The organism is Burkholderia sp. MSMB1589WGS (assembly GCF_001636105.1).
Lineage (GTDB): Bacteria > Pseudomonadota > Gammaproteobacteria > Burkholderiales > Burkholderiaceae > Burkholderia > Burkholderia humptydooensis.
Genome location: NZ_LNJT01000007.1, coordinates 1523297 through 1539118 on the forward strand (window position 1 = coordinate 1523297; position 15822 = coordinate 1539118).

Sequence of the window (15822 nt, forward strand, 5' to 3'; positions counted from 1 at the left end):
GCGTCGCTGGTCGCGCCAACCTCGATGAGGTACGCTGAAGCTCGTCTTCAGCCCCGTTTTTTGTTTCGCTGCGCGTCCGCGCCCCCGATCGTCGTCCAACCCGTCGGCCCTGCCGCTGTCGAACGCTTCGCGTTCGGGCTGCTTGCCGGCACGCGACGCACGATCGCCAGGCACAGCATCCGCCGGTTCGTCCGATCCGCCCCGCGAGGGGCCGTGCTCCGGGCGCGAGCGCAGCGCCACGCTATCCCCGGCGCGCCGCGCCGATCGTCCCGACGACAGGACCGGAACATGACCGAACTCGAATTCCAATCGCTCGCCAACGAGGGCTACAACCGCATTCCGCTCATCGCCGAAGCGCTGGCCGACCTCGAAACGCCGCTTTCGCTGTATCTGAAGCTCGCGCAGCCCGAACGCGGCGGCGCCAACTCGTTCCTGCTCGAATCGGTCGTGGGCGGCGAGCGCTTCGGGCGCTACTCGTTCATCGGCCTGCCCGCGCACACGCTCGTGCGCACGAAGAACGGCGCGTCGGAGATCGTGACGGACGGCCAGGTCGTCGAGACCCACGACGGCGACCCGTTCGCATTCATCGCGAAGTTCCAGAGCCGCTTCAAGGTCGCGCAGCGCCCCGGCCTGCCGCGCTTCTGCGGCGGCCTCGCCGGCTACTTCGGCTACGACGCGGTGCGCTACATCGAGAAAAAGCTCGCGCACACTGCGCCGCGCGACGATCTCGGCCTGCCCGACATCCAGTTGCTGCTGACCGAGGAAGTCGCCGTCATCGACAATCTCGCCGGCAAGCTCTACCTGATCGTCTACGCCGATCCGACGAAGCCCGAGGCATACACGAAGGCCAGGCAGCGGCTGCGCGAGCTCAAGCACCGGCTGCGCGCGAGCGTCGTGCCGCCCGTCACGTCGGCGAGCGTGCGCACCGAGATCTATCGGGAGTTCAAGAAGGAAGATTATCTGGCCGCCGTGCGCCAGGCGAAGGAATACATCGCGGCGGGCGAGCTGATGCAGATCCAGGTCGGCCAGCGCCTCACGAAGCCGTATCGCGACAACCCGCTGTCGCTGTACCGCGCGCTGCGCTCGCTGAATCCGTCGCCGTACATGTATTACTACAACCTCGGCGACTTCCACGTCGTCGGCGCGTCGCCGGAGATCCTCGTGCGCCAGGAGAAGCGCGGCGGCGACCAGATCGTGACGATCCGCCCGCTCGCCGGCACGCGGCCGCGCGGCAACACGCCCGAGCGCGACGCCGAGCTCGCGACCGAGCTGCTCAGCGATCCGAAGGAAATCGCCGAGCACGTGATGCTGATCGACCTCGCGCGCAACGACGTCGGCCGCATCGCGGAAATCGGCTCGGTTCAAGTGACCGACAAGATGGTGATCGAGAAATACTCGCACGTGCAGCACATCGTGAGCTCGGTCGAAGGCAAGCTGAAGCCCGGCATGACGAACTACGACGTGCTGCGCGCGACGTTCCCGGCCGGCACGCTGTCCGGCGCGCCGAAGGTGCGCGCGATGGAGCTGATCGACGAGCTCGAGCCGGTGAAGCGCGGGCTCTACGGCGGCGCGGTCGGCTATCTGTCGTTCTCGGGCGAGATGGATCTCGCGATCGCGATCCGCACGGGCCTCATCCACAACGGCAATCTGTACGTGCAGGCGGCGGCGGGCGTCGTTGCCGACTCGGTGCCCGAATCCGAATGGCAGGAAACCGAGAACAAGGCGCGCGCGGTGCTGCGCGCGGCCGAACAGGTGCAAGACGGCCTCGATTCCGATTTCTGACCGGAGACTGACCATGCTGCTCATGATCGACAACTACGATTCGTTCACCTACAACCTGGTCCAGTACTTCGGCGAGCTCGGCGAGGACGTGCGCACCTATCGCAACGACGAGATCACGCTCGACGAAATCGCGCGCCTGAATCCCGACACGATCTGCCTGTCGCCCGGCCCGAGCAATCCGCAGCACGCGGGGATCACGCTCGACGTACTGCGCAAGTTCGCCGGCAAGAAGCCGATCCTCGGCGTGTGCCTCGGCCATCAGGCGATCGGCGAGGCGTTCGGCGGCCGCGTCGTGCGCGCGAAGACCATCATGCACGGCAAGGTAAGCCGGATCGAGACCGACTGCCGCGGCGTGTTCGCCGATCTGCCGAAGCATTTCGACGTGACACGCTATCATTCGCTTGCGGTCGAGCGCGAATCGCTGCCCGATTGCCTGGAGATCTCGGCGTGGACCGACGACGGCGAGATCATGGGCGTGCGCCACAAGACGCTGCCCATCGAAGGCGTCCAGTTCCACCCGGAATCGATCCTGTCGGAGCACGGCCACGCGCTCCTCGAGAATTTCCTCAAGGAAGCGCGGCAAGCGGCCGCTCATTCAGCCTGACGACGGCGGACCGAATCATGACGATCACTCCCCAGGAAGCGCTGCAGCGCACGATCGAGCACCGCGAGATCTTCCACGACGAAATGCTGCACCTGATGCGGCTCATCATGCGCGGCGACATGTCGCCCGTGATGGCGGCCGCGATCATCACCGGCCTGCGCGTGAAGAAGGAGACGATCGGCGAGATCGCCGCCGCCGCGACGGTGATGCGCGAGTTCGCGCGCCACGTCGAGGTGGAGGACAACGCGAATTTCGTCGACATCGTCGGCACGGGCGGCGACGGCTCGCACACGTTCAACATCTCGACCGCGACGATGTTCGTCGCGGCGGCGGCGGGCGCGAAGGTCGCGAAGCACGGCAACCGCGGCGTGTCGAGCAAGTCCGGCAGCGCCGACGTGCTCGAGGCGCTCGGCGTGAACATCGACCTGCAGCCCGATCAGGTGGCCGCGTCGATCGCCGCAACGGGGATGGGCTTCATGTTCGCACCGAACCATCATCCGGCGATGCGCAACATCGCGCCCGTGCGCCGCGAGCTCGGCGTGCGGACGATCTTCAACATCCTCGGGCCGCTCACCAACCCGGCCGACGCGCCGAACCAGTTGATGGGCGTGTTCCACCCGGATCTCGTCGGCATCCAGGTGCGCGTGATGCAGCGGCTCGGCGCGCGGCACGTGCTGGTCGTCTACGGCAAGGACGGGATGGACGAGGTGTCGCTCGGCGCGGCGACGCTCGTCGGCGAGCTGCGCGACGGCGAAGTGCGCGAGTACGAAATCCATCCGGAGGACTTCGGGATGCAGATGGTGTCGAACCGCACGCTGAAGGTCGAGAACGCCGACGAATCCCGCGTGATGCTGCTCGAAGCGCTCGGCAACAAGCCGGGCGTCGCGCGCGAGATCGTCACGCTGAACGCGGGCACCGCGCTCTATTCGGCGAACGTCGCGGGCTCGATCGCCGACGGCATCCAGCTCGCGCGCGAAGCGATCGCGAGCGGCCGCGCCCGCGAGAAGGTCGACGAGCTCGTGCGCTTCACGCAGCAGTTCAAGCGCTGATCCGGCGCCTCGCGCCTTGACCGAATCCGAAACCGAATCCAGCACGCAGGACACCCATGAGCGACATCCTCGACAAAATCATCGCCGTCAAGCGCGAAGAGATCGCCGCCGCGCTCAAGAGCGCGCCGCTCGAAGAACTGAAACTGCAGGCGTCGGCGCGCGATTCGCGCGACTTCGTCGGCGCGCTGCGCAGCAAGCACGCGGCAGGACGCGCCGCCGTCATCGCCGAGGTGAAGAAGGCGAGCCCGTCGAAGGGCGTGCTGCGCGAGCACTTCGTACCGGCCGACATCGCCCGCTCGTACGCGGAGCACGGCGCCGCATGCCTGTCGGTGCTGACCGACGAGCAGTTCTTCCAGGGCAGCGCGCGCTATCTCGAAGAGGCGCGCGCCGCGTGCAGCCTGCCCGTGCTGCGCAAGGACTTCATCGTCGACGCGTATCAGGTGCTCGAAGCGCGCGCGATGGGCGCGGACGCGATCCTGCTGATCGCCGCCGCGCTCGACACGCCGCTGATGCAGGATCTCGAGGCGTACGCGCATTCGCTCGGGCTCGCGGTGCTCGTCGAGGTGCACAACCGCGACGAGCTGAACGCGGCGCTCGAGCTGAACACGCCGCTCGTCGGCATCAACAACCGCAACCTGCGCACGTTCGAGACGACGATCGACACGACGCTCGGCATGCTCGACGCGATTCCGGACGACCGGATCGTCGTCACCGAGTCGGGCATCCTGTCGCGCGCGGACGTCGAGCGGATGGATGCGGCGGGCGTGCATACCTTCCTCGTCGGTGAAGCGTTCATGCGCGCCGAGAATCCGGGCGCGGAACTCGCGCGGATGTTTTTCTGAGCAGCGCGCGATGGCGATCGAACAGGAAATCAAGCTCGCGCTGCCCGCCGCGCAAGTCGACGCGGCGCGGCGCTTTCTCGATGCCCGCGCCGGCGCCAACGGCCGCGAGATCACGCTCGTGAACGTCTACTTCGACACGCCGACGCTCGCGCTCGCGCGCGCGAAGAGCGCGCTGCGGCTGCGGTATGCGCCGCAGGGCTGGCTGCAGACATTCAAGACGGCCGGCGTAGCCGAACGCGGGCTGCATCGCCGCCATGAGTGGGAGATGCCTGTCGCGGGCGAGGCGCTCGAGATCGACGCGCTCTGCGCCGCATGCGACGTGCCGAGCGCCGCCGACGCGCTGCGCGCCGCCGCGCCGGAGCTCATCGCGCTCTTTCGCACCGACTTCTCGCGCACGCTGTGGCGCATCGAGCACGCGGGCGCGACGATCGAGGCGGCGCTCGATCGCGGCGAAGTCGTCGCGCAAGTGGACGGCGACGTGCGCCGCGAGCCGATCTGCGAGATCGAGCTCGAACTCGTCAACGGAGACGCGGGCGCACTCGCGACGCTCGCCGGCGAAGTCGCCGCGGCGCTGCCGGGCATCGCGCCGGACAACCTGAGCAAGGCGCAGCGCGGCTATCGGCTGCGCGGCGGCGACCTGCGCGCCGACTGACCGATCTTTTTCCGCATGACCAAGCCCTCTTCGTCTCGCCCGATGCAACAACCCTCGCTGTTCGACGATCACGCTCCACCCGCGCCGCCCGCCACCAAAGGCGGCGCATCCACGACCACCCTCGAATCGCAATTCGATGCGCTGCCGCCCGACTGGCGCGCGATCGTCGAGCCGTTCGTCGCGAGCGACGCGTATGCGCCGCTCTGCCGTTTCGTCGACGGCGAGCGCGCGGCCGGCAAGGCGATTTATCCGGCCGACGTGTTCCGCGCGCTGCGGCTCACGCACCCGGACGACGTGAAGGTCGTGATTCTCGGCCAGGACCCGTATCACGGCGAGGATCGCGGCATCCCGCAGGCGCACGGGCTCGCGTTCTCGGTGCCGCCCGGCGTGCGGCCGCCGCCGTCGCTGCGCAACATCTTCAAGGAAATCTCGGCCGACTTCGGCTACGAGCCGCCCCGCCACGGCTGTCTGGACACGTGGGCGCGCCAGGGCGTGCTGCTCCTCAACACGGTGCTGACGGTCGAGCGCTCGTCGGCCGCGAGTCACGCGAAGCGCGGCTGGGAGAAATGCACCGATACGCTGATCCACGAACTCGCGACGCGCCACCGTCACCTCGTGTTCATGCTGTGGGGCGCGCACGCGCAGGCGAAGCGCGCGCTGTTCGATCCGCGCGAGCATTGCGTGCTCGAAGCGCCGCATCCGTCGCCGCTGTCCGCGCATCGCGGCTTCCTCGGCTGCCGTCATTTCGCGCTCGCGAACGACTACCTCGTGCAGCACGGGCGCGCGCCGATCGACTGGCGGCTGCCCGACGAGGCCGAGACGCTCGCTTGACGCCCGTGCACGGCGGGCGCGCGCGGCGCCGTGCGCGATCCCGTTCACGCCGCGCGACGAACGTCCGTCGAGCTCACGCGCCCCGGCCGATATCCGGCGCATCGCAGGCACAAACAAAAGCGCCGCGAACCTTCCGGTCCGCGGCGCTTTTTTCAGTTTTTTTCAGGCTATCGCGCAATGACGCTCAAACCGCCGCGATCGCCTCGCGAGCGTTCGCGAGCGCTTCGTTCGCCGCATCCGGCCCGAGCGCAAGGCCTTCCGCGTAGACGAACGTCACGTCGGTCATGCCGATGAAGCCGAGGAACGTCTTCAGGAACGGCGTCTGGCTGTCGGTCGGCATGCCCACGTGCTTGCCGCCGCGCGCCGACACCACGTACACCTTCTTGCCCTTGATCAGCCCTTCCGGTCCTTGCGCCGTGTAGCGGAACGTGACGCCCGCGCGGGCGATCCAGTCGAAGTACGTCTTCAGTTGCGACGACACGCCGAAGTTGTACATCGGCGCGCCGATCACGATCACGTCGGCCGAGCGCAGTTCGTCGATCAGCGTGTCGCTCTTCGCAACGATCGCGTTCTGCTCGGCGCTGCGCTGGTCGGCCGGCGTGAAGAACGCGCCCAGCACCGCGTCGTCGAGGTGCGGCAGCGCGTCGGCGAGCAGGCTGCGAACCTTGACGGTCGCGCCGGGGTTGGCTTGTTGCAGCCTGGCCGTCAGTTCGTCGGCGAGCATCGTCGACTGGGCGCCTTGCGAGCGGGCGGCGGAATTGATCTGGAGAATGGTCGTCATGTCGGGCTCCGGGTTTGGTTTGCGCCAAGTGCAGCGCGAGTGACGCCATTGTGCGGATCGTCGCCGCCGCGAAAAAGCGGCGGCCGGGTGACGGATTGTTGCAATAGCGAAACAATCCGCACCCGGTTCGGCGCGATTAACGACCGCCGCGCGCCGCCGGCAGCCCGAGCCACGCGCCGCGGTGGGCGCGCGCCGCCGCGGGTTTCGGCTGTGCGGTCAGCTTGTAGCGCGCGACGTCCGGGCCGTCGAGCTTGAGTTGCGCGACGCGCAGCTCGTCGCGCCGGAACGCGTGGATTTCGACCTTGTCGCCGGCCCGGTAGCGCGCGAGCAGCGCGTCGAGGTTCGAGCCCGTCACGCGCAACCCGTCGATCGCGACGAGCGCGTCGCCCGCGGACAGCCCCGCCCGGTGCGCGGCGCCGCCTTCGTAGACGGCCGCGAGCGTGCATTCCGCGCCGCCCCGGGTGCGCGCGCCGAGCGTCGGCTTCGGGGGCGCATCGGCCGGGCCGTTCGCACCCGTGTCCGGCGCGAGCGTCACGCCGAACGGCTCGAAGAGCTCGGCGAGCGGCAGCTCGCGCGTGCCGGCCACCGCATCGTCGAAGAGGCGGCCGAGATCGACGCCCGTCGCCTCGGCGATCAGCGCCTTCACGTCGTCCTCGCCGACGCCGTGCGGCTTGCCGTGATAGAAGTCGCGCCCGAAGCGCTGCCACAGAAGCCGCATCACGTCGTCGAGCGACTTGCGGTGGCGGGTCTGCGCGCGGATCGCCAGATCGAACGCGAGCGCGACGAGCGAGCCCTTCGTGTAATAGCTGACGACCGCGTTCGTCGCGTTCTCGTCCTGCCGGTAATACTTGATCCATGCGTCGAACGAGCTTTCGGCGACGCTCTGCTTGAGCCGGCCGGCGCCGCGCTGCACGCCGGCGATCGTGCGGCCGACGAGCGCGAAATAGTCGTCCTGCGAGATGAGGCCGCTGCGCACGAGCATCAGGTCATCGTAGTACGACGTGAAGCCCTCGAAGAGCCACAGCAGCGACGTGTAGTTCTCCCGCGACAGGTCGTACGGCGCGAACGCGGCCGGCTTGATCCGCTTCACGTTCCACGTGTGGAAGTACTCGTGGCTGCACAGGCCGAGATACGTCCGATAGCCTTCCGTCTGCGCCGCGCCCCCCTTCACCGGCAGATCCGCGCGATTGCAGACGAGCGCCGTCGACGCGCGGTGTTCGAGCCCGCCGTAGCCGTCGCTGACCGCCTGCGTCATGAACACGTAGCGCGGCATCGGCGCGCGCTTCGTCTTCGGCTCGAACAGCGCGATCTGCGCTTCGCACACGCGCTTCAGGTCGGCCGCAAGCCGTTCGAGATCGAGCCCGGTCACGCGGCCCGCGATCGCGACGTCGTGCGGCACGCCGTGCGCGTCGAACGACGCGAGCGCGAATTCGCCGAGCGTGACCGGATGGTCGATCAGCTCGTCGTAGTTCTGCGCGCGGTAAGCGCCGAAGCCGTAACGCTTCGTGCCGCGCGCCTCCGGCAGCGCGGTCGCGACCCGCCAGCGCCGGTACGCGTCGCCCGCCGGGCGCTCGATCGTCACCTCGCATGGCACGCCCTCGTGCCCGAGCGGCGCGAGAAACACGCTCGTGCCGTTGAAGAAGCCGCCCGTGTCGTCCAGATGCGCGGCGCGCACCGACAGGTCCCACGCGTAGACGTCGTAGCGCAGCGTGATCGGCCCGGGCGCCGGCGCGGCCTGCCAGGTCTGCTTGTCGAGCTTGCCGATCCGCAGCTTGCGGCCCGCGTCGTTGAACGCGCGCAGCGTCACGATGTTGCGCGCGAACTCGCGCACCATGTAGCTGCCCGGAATCCATACGGGCAGCGAAAAGCGCTGGCCCGCCGGGTCCGGATCGGCGAGCGTGAGCGTCACTTCGAACAGGTGCGCGGCGGGATCTTTCGGAACGATCGTGTAGCGAATCGGCTTCATCGTCGGAATCGGTCGGGGCGAGGGAGAAACGGGAACAGGAACGAAAACGGATACGAAAAGAGGCGCCGGCTACACGCCGGCGCCTCTTTCGCGATGCAGGAAACGCCGCGTCACTTGACGCTGGCGAGCGCCTGATTCAGTTCGTCGGCGGACACGGCGCCCGGCAGGCGCGTACCGTCGGCGAGGAACACGGTCGGCGTGCCCGTCACGTTCATGCCGCGGCCGAGCGCGAGATTCTTGTCGAGCGCGGTCGTGTCGCAGTTCGCCGCAGCCGCGGGCGCGCGATGCTCGAGCATCCATGCCTGCCAGCTCTTCACGCGGTCGCTCGCGCACCAGATCGACTTCGACTTCGCCGTCGAATCGGACGACAGCACCGGATACAGGAACGTGTAGACGGTCACGTTGTCGACCGATTGCAGCGTCGTCTCGAGCTTCTTGCAGTACGGGCAGTTCGGATCGGAGAACACCGCGATCCTGCGCGCGCCGTTGCCCTTCACGACCTTGATCGCGTTCGAAAGCGGCAGGCTCGCGAAATCGATCTTGTTGATCTCGGCGAGACGCTCGGCCGTCAGGTTCTTGTGCGTCTTCGTGTTGACGAGCTCGCCGAGCAGCACGTAATTGCCCGACGCGTCGCTATAGACGATCTGCGAGCCGAGATTGACCTCGTACCAACCCTCAATCGGCGACTTCGTCACGCTCTTGATCGGGGCGTCGGCGCCGAGGCGCGATTGCAGCGTGGCCTTCAGCTTGTCGGTGGCCTGGTCGGCCTGCGCGGTGCAGCCGAGCGTCGCCGTCGCGGCGGCGAGCGCCAGCGTGGCGATACGAATCGTTTTTTTCATGCAAATCATCCTTCAAAGCGTGCGTGCATCGTCACAGTGTACGACTGACTGTGGCCGGGCAGTGTCCGACCGCCGCGCCGCGCAAAGGTTCGCGGCGCCATCAGCCGAGCGCCGACGCAACCAGCCAGCGCTTGACGAGCGGCTGCGCGCCGACGAGCGCCATCCCCGCGTTGCGCACGACGCGCGCGAGCGCGCCCGGCAGCGAGAAGAGCCGCTGCAGGCCGTCGGTCGCGATCATCAGCGCGCGGATGTCCTCGCGCCGCGCGCGCTCGTAGCGGCGCAGCAGCACGGTGTCGCCGAGATCGCGGAACGCTTCGCGGTTCGCGAGGGTATCGGCGAGCGCGGCGACGTCGCGCAGCCCGAGGTTCATCCCCTGGCCCGCGAGCGGGTGAATCAGATGCGCGGCGTCGCCGACGAGCGCGACGCGCGGCGCGATCAGCCGGTCGACCGTCTGCAGCGCGAGCGGGAAGCCCTGCGCGGGCGTCACGCACTCGAGCGCGCCGAGGCGGTTCATCGTCACGCGCTCGACCTCGGCCGCGAGTTGCGCCGGATCGAGCGCGAGCAGTTCGTCGGCGTGCGCGGTGTGCGCGGACCAGACGAGCGACACGTGGCCGTCCGGCAGCGGCAGCAGCGCGATGATCTCGCCGTCGCGGAACCATTGATACGCGGTCTCGCGATGCGGCTGCGCCGCCTTGAAGTTCGCGACGACACCCGTCTGCCGGTAATCGCGCCGCTCGACCTTCGAGCCGATCTGCGAGCGCACCCACGAATGCGCGCCGTCCGCGCCGACGACGAGATCGCATTCGATCACGTCGCCGTTCGCGAGCGCGAGCGTCGCGGCGTCCGGCTTCACGTCGAGGCCCTGCGCGCGCGCGTCGAACCACGTGAGGTTCGGCTGGAAGCGCAGCGCGGCGTCGAGCGCGCATTCGATCAGCGACGATTCGCCGATCCACGCGAGCTGCGACACCGCCGCCTGGAACGCGGAGAAGTGCAGCTCGGCGTGCGCGTCGCCATAGACGCGCATGTCGTAGACGGGCGCGAGCCGGCCGTGGTCGAGCGCCTGCCACACGCGCAGCCGCTCGAGCAGCGCCTGCGAGCTCGCGGACAGCGCGTAGATGCGGGAGTCGAATGCAAGATCGGCAGGACGCGGGACGGCCGGCTGCGCGAGCAGCGCGGTCTTGTGGCCGGCCTGAGTCAGCGCGAGCGCGGCCGTCTTGCCGACGAGGCCGCCGCCGACGACGGCGACGTCGAAGGTCTGGTGATAGGCAGTCATGGCGGGAATTATAGCCGGGAGGGGCATGCCGCTTCGCTCGGGGAATTTGCGGTAAATCAGGGTGCGCGACGCGGCGACGCATGCGCCGGGCCGGTTTCGCGGCGGCCGTCCGATGCGGGTTTTCACGCAAGGACGAATGCCGCGCGGCGCGCCGGTCGCGCCGCCCGTCCGCGGCGATGTAACCGGTGCGCGAGCGCCGCGGCACGCGTTCGGCACCGCGCATTACGCACCACACGTTTCCTTACAAACGCACACCGCTTGTCATGCGCACGGCCGCTACAGTGAGCCGACGCAACCACAGGAGATGTCGATGAAACGGATCGCGGCTCTCGCCGCCCTCGCGGTCGTGCTGGGCAGCGTGCTCACAGGATGCATCGTGGTGCCGGAAGGCGGCTACTATCATCATCGCGACTACTACCGGTATTGATCCGGTATTGATGCGGTGCGCCGATCGGCGCCGGCCGCGAATCGGCGGCTCGTCGCTCGCGGCTCGCGGCTCGCGTCGCCGGTCCCGCCCCGCGCGATCGGCGGCGCCCGGCCCCAAGTGCGTTCCATCCCACTGAACGCTTGGCTGATTCCGCTCATCGCGTGCTATCGTTTCAATGACGACACGCCCCTTCCGCGAGCGTCGAAGAAACAGGTCTCAACCACCTTCGTGAGCACGGCCATGAGCGACCTGCGCCACCATCTCAATCAACAGGACCGAGTGGAGCTGCTCTGCTGGCTCGTCGTCGGAAATCTCGGCGCCTTTTACCTGAACGAGAGCTGGCCCGGTGCAGCCTTTCAGGTCCAGTCCGCGCACAAATGGCTCGATCGGCATGCGCGCGAGGCCGATTGGCTGACGCTCGCGAAGCTGTCGCTCATCGCGCTCGACATCGCGAAAAAGCACGCGGACTTCGTCAACGCGCCGTGGGCGCGCGATGCGGTAGAGGAAATCATCGACACCGACGATCTGAACTACGAAGCCCGCCTCGCGCAACTCGTGCTCGACGACTGCCGCGCGGCGCTCGCCGATCGGCGGATCGCCGACTAGCTCGGCCGGCGGCGGGCAGTCCCGCGTCCGTCCGAATCGCGCCCCCGAACGCGCTACAATTCATGCTTTCGTGGACGAAGCTCGTGCAAAATCGTCGGGCGACGCCCGATCCGGCCTTTGTCCCGCCCCCGGATTTTGTCCAGCGACGGCCGCGCGCGGCTTCACCGGCGCACTCGACACGGCTCGCGGACCAGCCGTAACCCATTGAATCCCGAAGGAACCCATGAGCCTCAAATGCGGCATCGTCGGCTTGCCCAACGTCGGCAAGTCCACCCTGTTCAACGCGCTGACGAAGGCCGGCATCGCCGCCGAGAATTATCCGTTCTGCACGATCGAGCCGAACGTCGGCGTCGTCGAAGTGCCTGACGCGCGTCTGAAGGCGCTCTCCGAAATCATCAAGCCCGAGCGCGTCGTGCCGGCCGTCGTCGAGTTCGTCGACATCGCGGGCCTCGTCGCCGGCGCGAGCAAGGGCGAAGGCCTCGGCAACCAGTTCCTCGCGAACATCCGCGAAACCGACGCGATCACCCACGTCGTGCGCTGCTTCGAGGACGAGAACGTCATCCACGTCGCCGGCAAGGTGAGCCCGCTCGACGACATCGAAGTCATCAACACCGAACTCGCGCTCGCCGACCTCGGCACCGTCGAGAAGGCGCTCGCCCGCTATTCGAAGGCGGCGAAATCGGGCAACGACAAGGAAGCGGCGAAGCTCGTCGCGGTGCTCGAGAAGGCGCGCGCGCGCCTCGATCAGGGCAAGGCCGTGCGCGGCCTCGATCTGTCCGACGACGAACAGGCGCTCCTCAAGCCGTTCTGCCTGATCACCGCAAAGCCGGCAATGTACGTCGCGAACGTGAAGGAAGACGGCTTCGAGAACAATCCGCACCTCGACGCGGTGCGCAAGTACGCGGAAAGCGAGAAGTCGCCGGTGGTCGCGGTGTGCGCGGCGATCGAGGCGGAAATCGCCGACCTCGACGATGCCGACAAGGAAGCGTTCCTCGCCGACATGGGCATGGACGAACCGGGCCTCGACCGCGTGATCCGCGCGGGCTTCAAGCTGCTCGGGCTGCAGACGTACTTCACCGCGGGCGTGAAGGAAGTGCGCGCATGGACGATCCACATCGGCGACACCGCGCCGCAAGCGGCGGGCGTGATCCACACGGATTTCGAGCGCGGCTTCATTCGCGCGCAGACGATCGCGTACGAAGACTTCATCTCGTACAAGGGCGAGCAAGGCGCGAAGGAAGCGGGCAAGATGCGCGCGGAAGGCAAGGAATACGTCGTGCACGACGGCGACGTGATGAACTTCCTGTTCAACGTCTGACGTTTTTTTCTGATCTCAAGAGCGCTCAGTAGCGCTCGGTGGACTGAGTGAGTCCTTTTAAATCAAGGGCTTGCCAAAAAATACGGTCTGCTGAGCGTTCCTATTGTTCATCGAGTTCTGAAAAATTCGGGGGTAGCGTTGGGGGGTACTCGTGTTCAACCGTGGGGGTACTTTTCCCCGCAGTGGAGTCCAACGATGCCCGAGAATCTACTCACCGACGCCAAGATCAAGGCGGTCAAACCTATTGATCGAGACTGGAAACTTTCAGACGGCGGGGGCTTGTTCCTGCTGATCAAGCCAACCGGCGGCAAGCTCTGGCGGCGGAAATACCGCCTGCAAGGCAAGGAAAACCTCTTTGCCATCGGCAGCTTTCCCCAAGTAGGTCTTGCAGAGGCGCGCGCTGCCCGAGAACAGGCGCGCGCACTCGTCAAGCAAGGCATCCACCCGGCCCATGAGCGACAACGGGTCAAACAAAGCAACCTGGACGCGCTGGAAGAACGCAAGCGCGCCCGTGCAAGCTCGTTCGCCAAGGTGGCCCAGGCATACTTGGCCGAGATCAAGCCAGTCTTCGCGCCTAGCTCCTACCGCACGAAAGAGTCCCGCATCAGGAAGTACCTTTCGCCCAAGTTCGACGGGATGCCGATGAGCGACATTGGTGTCAAGCAGATTCGCCCGTTGCTTGAGGAATGCAAGTCCCACGGTGCCTGGGCGGCCATTCACGTCAAAGGCGATCTGTCGGCGATCTTTGAGTTCGCGGTGGTGCGTGGTTTGGTCGAGGCCAATCCAATTCCCAGCCTACGCGGGTTGCTACGCGTGCCGGTCAGCGAAAGTAAGGCGGCGATGGTGCGCGAGCAGATTCAGTCGTTCTATCTGGCCTTGCGCGGCTACAGGGGCTACCCCGAAACCGCGCTGTGCCTGCGGCTCATTGCGCTGACCGCTTGCCGTCCTGGGGAAGCGGCTGATGCCGAATGGGACGAGTTCGACTTTGAGGATGCACTGTGGCGTAGGCCTGCGGCCAAGATGAAGGCGCGCCGAGATCATGTCAGCCCGCTATCTACGCAGGCCGTTGCAAGCACTGAAAGACTTGCAGCGCATCACTGGAGGTCAGCGCTATCTGTTTCCACACCGGAGCGGCAAGGGCTTCACCACGCCCAACCGACTCACCTACGCGATGCGCGACATGAATCTGGGCCGGGGCACGACGCCGCATTGCTGGCGGACGACCTTTTCGACCTGGGCCAACGAGAACGGATACCGGCCTGATGCGATTGAGCGGCAGCTTGCCCATGTGGAAAGCAACAAGGTTCGGGCAACCTATAACAAGGCGCTGTTGCTGGATCAGCGGCGGACGCTGTTGCAGGCCTGGGCGAACTATCTGAGTGCGGCGGAGGACAGCGGTATGGCATTGGCGGGATGTTGCCGTAGTTAGTGGGCAGGAGCAGCCCTTTCCCTTTGCTGGGTAGCGCCGTTGTCCCTTGGGGGCCGTTCCCTTGCCGTTTGCCTTTGCCGAGGGCTGGACGCTGGAAACAGGGGTAATTAAGAGGAAAAAGGGGTAATCCGAAACTTAATTGCCTATTTCTTTGGCACTCAGGCTCCGCCCCTTCTTTCTGGCCAGCCATGCCGGCCCCGCAAGGCTCTTATTGCCTCTTCTGCGTTCAGGAAACGGGGTAGTCAAACGATGATAATGAGGTATTTTTCGACACAATGCCCCATTTAATGACTATGATTACCCCATTTACACAGCCTGAGTTTACACTTTCATGCACTCGCTCACACCCGAGTACCTCGCCGCGCTTCGGTTCGATGGCACCCAGGCGGCCACGTTGCGCACACTGGGCGAGTACCAGGGCAAGCAGCAGCTATACGCCGCGCAGTCGCCAGAAGTCCTCAAGGGCCTACGGCAGATCGCGGTGGTCGAGTCCACCGAGTCATCCAACCGGCTGGAAGGTGTTGTCGTCGCGCCCTCGCGGTTGAAGTCTCTGGTTATCCGCAACGCAACACCAAAGAGTCGCTCGGAACAGGAGATCGCTGGCTATCGCGACGCCCTAGCGCTGATCCACGAGTCCGCCACGCACATGTCCTTCAACGAGGGCGTAGTGCTGCAATTGCACACCCTGCTGTACCGCTATATGCCGCAGGCGGGCGGGCGCTGGAAAGCCACCAACAACGACATCATCGAGCGCCATCCGGACGGCACGTCGCGGCTGCGCTTCCAGCCGGTCGCTGCGCACCTGACGCCCATGGCCATGGCCGATCTGGCCCGGTACTACGCGACCGCACTGGATCAGCACCTGGTCGATCCCCTGGTGCTGGTGCCACTGGCGATGCTCGACTTTCTGTGCATCCACCCCTTCCCGGATGGTAACGGCCGCATGTCCCGCTTGCTGACCTTGCTGCTGCTCTACCACTTCGACTATGCCGTGGGCCGCTACATCAGCCTGGAACGCATCTTCGAGGAAACCAAGGAAGGGTATTACGAGACGCTGGAAGCCAGCTCGCAGGGCTGGCATCAGGGGCAGCACGACGTCAAGCCCTGGCTCGATTACTTCTGGGGAGCCTTGCTACGGGCCTACCGCGAGTTTGAGGAGCGCGTCGGTACCATCGAGCGCGGTCGCGGTAGCAAAGGCGACCGGGTGCGCGCAGAAGTCTTGGGACGCACCCTGCCGTTTTCGATTTCCGAGATTGAAGAAGCTTGCCCGGGCGTAAGCCGGGACATGGTGCGGCTGGTGCTGCGGGCGATGAAATCGGAGCAGTTGATCAAATCAACGGGCAAGGGGCGTGGTGCGAAATGGAAGCGCATCGGCGCAGGCGGTAGCGGTAGCACGCTCAACGAAGATCAATAGAGGACGAGA

The 15822-nt window shown here is 66.5% G+C and carries 14 protein-coding genes; 10 read left to right on the forward strand and 4 right to left on the reverse strand.

From position 1 onward, the window contains the following. Nucleotides 1-288 precede the first annotated feature (288 nt). The 6 genes from trpE to WT16_RS14995 are packed head-to-tail and all read left to right on the forward strand — an operon-like array spanning nt 289 to nt 5760. Nucleotides 289-1782 carry an anthranilate synthase component I gene (gene trpE, locus WT16_RS14970; protein ID WP_059932526.1) on the forward strand — a complete coding sequence of 498 codons (1494 nt, stop codon included), beginning with the start codon at nt 289-291 and terminating at the stop codon, nt 1780-1782. 13 nt (nt 1783-1795) lie between these two features. Further along, complete coding sequence (locus WT16_RS14975; RefSeq protein WP_006029805.1) at nt 1796-2386, forward strand: aminodeoxychorismate/anthranilate synthase component II; 591 nt, start codon at nt 1796-1798, stop codon at nt 2384-2386. 17 nt (nt 2387-2403) lie between these two features. Further along, entirely contained in the window at nt 2404-3435 is a 1032-nt protein-coding gene (gene trpD / locus WT16_RS14980) for an anthranilate phosphoribosyltransferase (RefSeq protein WP_015601532.1), read from the forward strand. 56 nt (nt 3436-3491) lie between these two features. Continuing rightward, nucleotides 3492-4277, forward strand: coding sequence for an indole-3-glycerol phosphate synthase TrpC (trpC, locus tag WT16_RS14985; protein WP_063533606.1), 786 nt, complete (start codon nt 3492-3494; stop codon nt 4275-4277). Between the two features lie 10 nt (nt 4278-4287). After that, nucleotides 4288-4929, forward strand: coding sequence for a CYTH domain-containing protein (locus WT16_RS14990; RefSeq protein ID WP_006029808.1), 642 nt, complete (start codon nt 4288-4290; stop codon nt 4927-4929). Between the two features lie 42 nt (nt 4930-4971). Then, nucleotides 4972-5760 (forward strand): uracil-DNA glycosylase, encoded by a 789-nt coding sequence (locus WT16_RS14995; RefSeq protein ID WP_006029809.1) that lies wholly within the window; start codon nt 4972-4974, stop codon nt 5758-5760. A 184-nt stretch (nt 5761-5944) separates the two neighbouring features. Here the strand turns inward: WT16_RS14995 and WT16_RS15000 are convergent, their stop codons facing one another. From WT16_RS15000 to WT16_RS15015, 4 genes are all read right to left on the reverse strand, one after another. Continuing rightward, complete coding sequence (locus tag WT16_RS15000) at nt 5945-6541, reverse strand: NAD(P)H-dependent oxidoreductase (protein ID WP_006029810.1); 597 nt, start codon at nt 6539-6541, stop codon at nt 5945-5947. A 136-nt stretch (nt 6542-6677) separates the two neighbouring features. Next, entirely contained in the window at nt 6678-8507 is a 1830-nt protein-coding gene (locus tag WT16_RS15005; protein ID WP_006029812.1) for a PDZ domain-containing protein, read from the reverse strand. A gap of 110 nt (nt 8508-8617) precedes the next feature. Then, the gene (locus WT16_RS15010; RefSeq protein ID WP_063533607.1) at nt 8618-9346 is read right to left on the reverse strand and encodes a DsbC family protein; all 729 of its coding nucleotides are present in this window, start codon (nt 9344-9346) and stop codon (nt 8618-8620) included. 100 nt (nt 9347-9446) lie between these two features. Next, nucleotides 9447-10628 carry a UbiH/UbiF family hydroxylase gene (locus WT16_RS15015; protein WP_041861815.1) on the reverse strand — a complete coding sequence of 394 codons (1182 nt, stop codon included), beginning with the start codon at nt 10626-10628 and terminating at the stop codon, nt 9447-9449. Nucleotides 10629-11286: 658 nt separating this feature from the next. Between WT16_RS15015 and WT16_RS15025 the strand changes: the two genes are divergently transcribed. The 4 genes from WT16_RS15025 (at nt 11287) to WT16_RS15040 (ending at nt 15813) form a co-directional block, all read left to right on the forward strand. Beyond that, nucleotides 11287-11652 (forward strand): hypothetical protein, encoded by a 366-nt coding sequence (locus WT16_RS15025; RefSeq protein WP_004186799.1) that lies wholly within the window; start codon nt 11287-11289, stop codon nt 11650-11652. Nucleotides 11653-11875: 223 nt separating this feature from the next. Beyond that, entirely contained in the window at nt 11876-12970 is a 1095-nt protein-coding gene (ychF, locus tag WT16_RS15030; protein WP_006029815.1) for a redox-regulated ATPase YchF, read from the forward strand. A 195-nt stretch (nt 12971-13165) separates the two neighbouring features. Beyond that, nucleotides 13166-14233: an integrase arm-type DNA-binding domain-containing protein gene (locus tag WT16_RS15035; RefSeq protein WP_231892062.1), complete on the forward strand. Its 1068-nt coding sequence runs from the start codon at nt 13166-13168 to the stop codon at nt 14231-14233. 497 nt (nt 14234-14730) lie between these two features. After that, nucleotides 14731-15813: a Fic family protein gene (locus WT16_RS15040; RefSeq protein ID WP_009916497.1), complete on the forward strand. Its 1083-nt coding sequence runs from the start codon at nt 14731-14733 to the stop codon at nt 15811-15813. The last annotated feature ends 9 nt before the right edge of the window (nt 15814-15822 follow it).

Bases quoted from the DNA above. Each gene is read 5' to 3' on its own strand.
- WT16_RS14995 (WP_006029809.1), top strand. From the start codon at position 4,972: ATGCAACAACCCTCGCTGTTCGACGATCACGCTCCACCCGCGCCGCCC.
- trpE (WP_059932526.1), top strand. From the start codon at position 289: ATGACCGAACTCGAATTCCAATCGCTCGCCAACGAGGGCTACAACCGC.
- WT16_RS15005 (WP_006029812.1), bottom strand. From the start codon at position 8,507: ATGAAGCCGATTCGCTACACGATCGTTCCGAAAGATCCCGCCGCGCAC.
- ychF (WP_006029815.1), top strand. From the start codon at position 11,876: ATGAGCCTCAAATGCGGCATCGTCGGCTTGCCCAACGTCGGCAAGTCC.
- WT16_RS15040 (WP_009916497.1), top strand. From the start codon at position 14,731: ATGCACTCGCTCACACCCGAGTACCTCGCCGCGCTTCGGTTCGATGGC.
- WT16_RS15010 (WP_063533607.1), bottom strand. From the start codon at position 9,346: ATGAAAAAAACGATTCGTATCGCCACGCTGGCGCTCGCCGCCGCGACG.
- WT16_RS15000 (WP_006029810.1), bottom strand. From the start codon at position 6,541: ATGACGACCATTCTCCAGATCAATTCCGCCGCCCGCTCGCAAGGCGCC.
- WT16_RS15025 (WP_004186799.1), top strand. From the start codon at position 11,287: ATGAGCGACCTGCGCCACCATCTCAATCAACAGGACCGAGTGGAGCTG.
- trpD (WP_015601532.1), top strand. From the start codon at position 2,404: ATGACGATCACTCCCCAGGAAGCGCTGCAGCGCACGATCGAGCACCGC.
- WT16_RS14975 (WP_006029805.1), top strand. From the start codon at position 1,796: ATGCTGCTCATGATCGACAACTACGATTCGTTCACCTACAACCTGGTC.
- WT16_RS15035 (WP_231892062.1), top strand. From the start codon at position 13,166: ATGCCCGAGAATCTACTCACCGACGCCAAGATCAAGGCGGTCAAACCT.
- WT16_RS14990 (WP_006029808.1), top strand. From the start codon at position 4,288: ATGGCGATCGAACAGGAAATCAAGCTCGCGCTGCCCGCCGCGCAAGTC.
- trpC (WP_063533606.1), top strand. From the start codon at position 3,492: ATGAGCGACATCCTCGACAAAATCATCGCCGTCAAGCGCGAAGAGATC.